The 2432-nt window shown below is 57.3% G+C and carries 1 protein-coding gene and 1 pseudogene; both read left to right on the forward strand.

The features are described 5' to 3' along the window. Nucleotides 1-187: pseudogene (gene cbiF, locus V6C16_RS11265) on the forward strand (cobalt-precorrin-4 C(11)-methyltransferase); the annotation flags it as partial. Between the two features lie 575 nt (nucleotides 188-762). Further along, the gene (locus tag V6C16_RS11270; RefSeq protein WP_333536889.1) at nucleotides 763-2244 is read left to right on the forward strand and encodes an aldehyde dehydrogenase family protein; all 1482 of its coding nucleotides are present in this window, start codon (nucleotides 763-765) and stop codon (nucleotides 2242-2244) included. Nucleotides 2245-2432: the final 188 nt, after the last annotated feature.

Consider the following 2432-nt stretch of genomic DNA (forward strand, 5'->3'; position numbering starts at 1 on the left):
CGTGCGCTGGCCGGATCAACGCCTCATCTGGGCCACCGCCGGAACCCTGGCCCGATGCGTCGCGGAGCACGGTCTGGAACGGCAGACAGTGTTTCTGGTGCTGCCGGGGCAGAACGCGCCGGACACATGCTCGCAGCTTTACGCTTCCGATTTCAGCCACGGCTACAGGCAGGCAAAGAAAGACTGACAGGGTCCAGCTTCTCTTTCTGCGGCCCGATGCCCTGCCAGACGCCCCCCTGTACAGCCCGTGACAGCCTTGCGCCAGCGCAGATCAACGTTCTGGCAGATCAACGTTCTGAATGTGCATTCTCAACGTTTACCTCAACGCGCAGCCGCCCCGATAACTTGCTCTTGCCCCCTTGCTGCGGGCCACTGCTCACGCAGCCGCCACAGCCGTTTCAAGGCAGTTTCAAGACGAAATTGCTCTTGCCCCCGATGCAGGCAGACGCCTGATTCTTCCCATGCTTCGTCCTGGCTAAACTCCAGCCGCTTTATCCTGTTTACATCCTGATAATTATGCAGAGCGTGATACCGTTGCGGTTTTTGTTATTTTGGCGTTTAGCTTGTACCATGCGAAACGGCATGCTTTACATTGTATCAATTGCGTACATGAAAGAGTCATTTTGATATTTTTTTCACAATATGGTTTGTATTTTTTAATTTCCCGTATTTTTGCCCCTTTAACAAGTTCAAAAAGGACTTACTGCGTTATAACAACATTCACTCCACTGTGCATGCAAACCTTTAACCAAAGGAAGCGTCATGAAAAAACCAAACTTGCAGGATAAATACTCCCTCTTCATCGACGGCGCCTGGAAGGATGCCTCTGACGGAGGAACCTTTGAAACCTTTTGCCCGGCCAACGGCCAACGCCTGGCAACCTGCGCCGAAGCCACCAAGGAAGACGTGGACGCTGCCGTCAAGGCCGCCACAGCGGCCTGGGCAAGCTGGAAAATTACAGATGCCCCCCAACGCGCCGACCTGCTCCTGAAAATCGCGGATATCATTGATGCCAACAAGGAACATCTTGCCCTGGTGGAAACACTGGATAACGGCAAGCCCATCCGCGAAACCATGAATGTGGACATTCCCTTTGCCGCCGACCATTTCCGCTATTTTGCGGGCGTGCTGCGCTCTGAGGAAGGCTCGGCCACCATGCTTGACAAAAACACCCTCTCGCTGGTTCTGCGCGAACCCATCGGCGTGGTGGGCCAGATTGTGCCGTGGAACTTCCCCTTCCTCATGGCCGCGTGGAAGCTGGCCCCCGTGCTTGCCGCCGGTTGCTGCACCGTGTTCAAACCTTCCAACCACACCTCCCTTTCCGTTCTGGAACTGGCGCGCCTTATCAGCGGCGTGCTGCCCAAGGGCGTGTTCAACGTGATCACCGGGCGCGGCTCACGCTCCGGGCAGTACATTCTTGACCATCCCGGCTTCAACAAGCTGGCCTTTACCGGCTCCACCGATGTGGGCCGCAGCGTGGGCATGGCCGCAGCCAAACGCCTGATCCCCTCCACCCTGGAACTTGGCGGCAAGTCGGCCAACATCTTTTTCCCCGACTGCCAGTGGGATCTGGCCATGGACGGGCTGCAGCTGGGCATCCTGTTCAACCAGGGGCAGGTATGTTGCGCCGGTTCGCGCGTTTTTGTGCACGAGGATATTTATGACAAGTTTGTGGCCGAAGCCGTAGAACGCTTCAACCGCGTCAAGGTTGGCCTGCCCTGGGAGGCGGACACCCAGATGGGTTCGCAAATCTACGAAGCGCACCTCAAGGCCATCCTGCTTTGCATTGAGCAGGCCAAGGGCGAAGGGGCCACGGTGCTTTGCGGCGGCGAGCGCGTCACATCGGGCGATCTGGCCAAAGGCTGCTTTATGCGGCCCACCCTGCTCGGCAACGTCACCAACGGTATGCGCGTGGCGCGGGATGAAATATTCGGCCCCGTGGCGGTCATCATCAAGTTCAAGACAGAAGAAGACGTTATCCGCATGGCTAACGACAGCATTTACGGCCTTGGCGGCGGCGTGTGGACGCGCGACATCAACCGTGCCATCCGCGTAAGCCGCGCCATTGAAACAGGCCGTATGTGGGTGAATACCTACAACAGCATCCCGGCGGGCGCTCCCTTTGGCGGTTACAAAGAATCGGGCATCGGGCGCGAGACGCACAAGACCATCCTTGAGCACTGCACACAGCAAAAAAACATCATCATCAATCTGTCAGAAGCCCCCACAGGCTTTTATCCCTAACCCTGAGCGCATGTCTGATGCATAAAAAATGCATAACAGACGCATATCGGGGATATGCCGAAAAACGGCATGGGCCGGACGCTCATGAAACGATGTACCGGGCAGTATTCTCCACATCCGCCCCGGCGGCCGCTGCCATAAGTGTCAGGCAGCCCGGCGGCCAAGCCCCTGCCGCCGGACGCCTGATC

The sequence above is a fragment of the Desulfovibrio sp. 1188_IL3213 genome (genome assembly GCF_036763145.1).
In the GTDB taxonomy this organism is placed as follows: Bacteria; Desulfobacterota; Desulfovibrionia; order Desulfovibrionales; family Desulfovibrionaceae; genus Desulfovibrio.

What these genes read in the sequence shown, in the direction of transcription:
- V6C16_RS11270 (WP_333536889.1), top strand. Translation starts at nt 763, where the DNA reads ATGAAAAAACCAAACTTGCAGGATAAATACTCCCTCTTCATCGACGGC.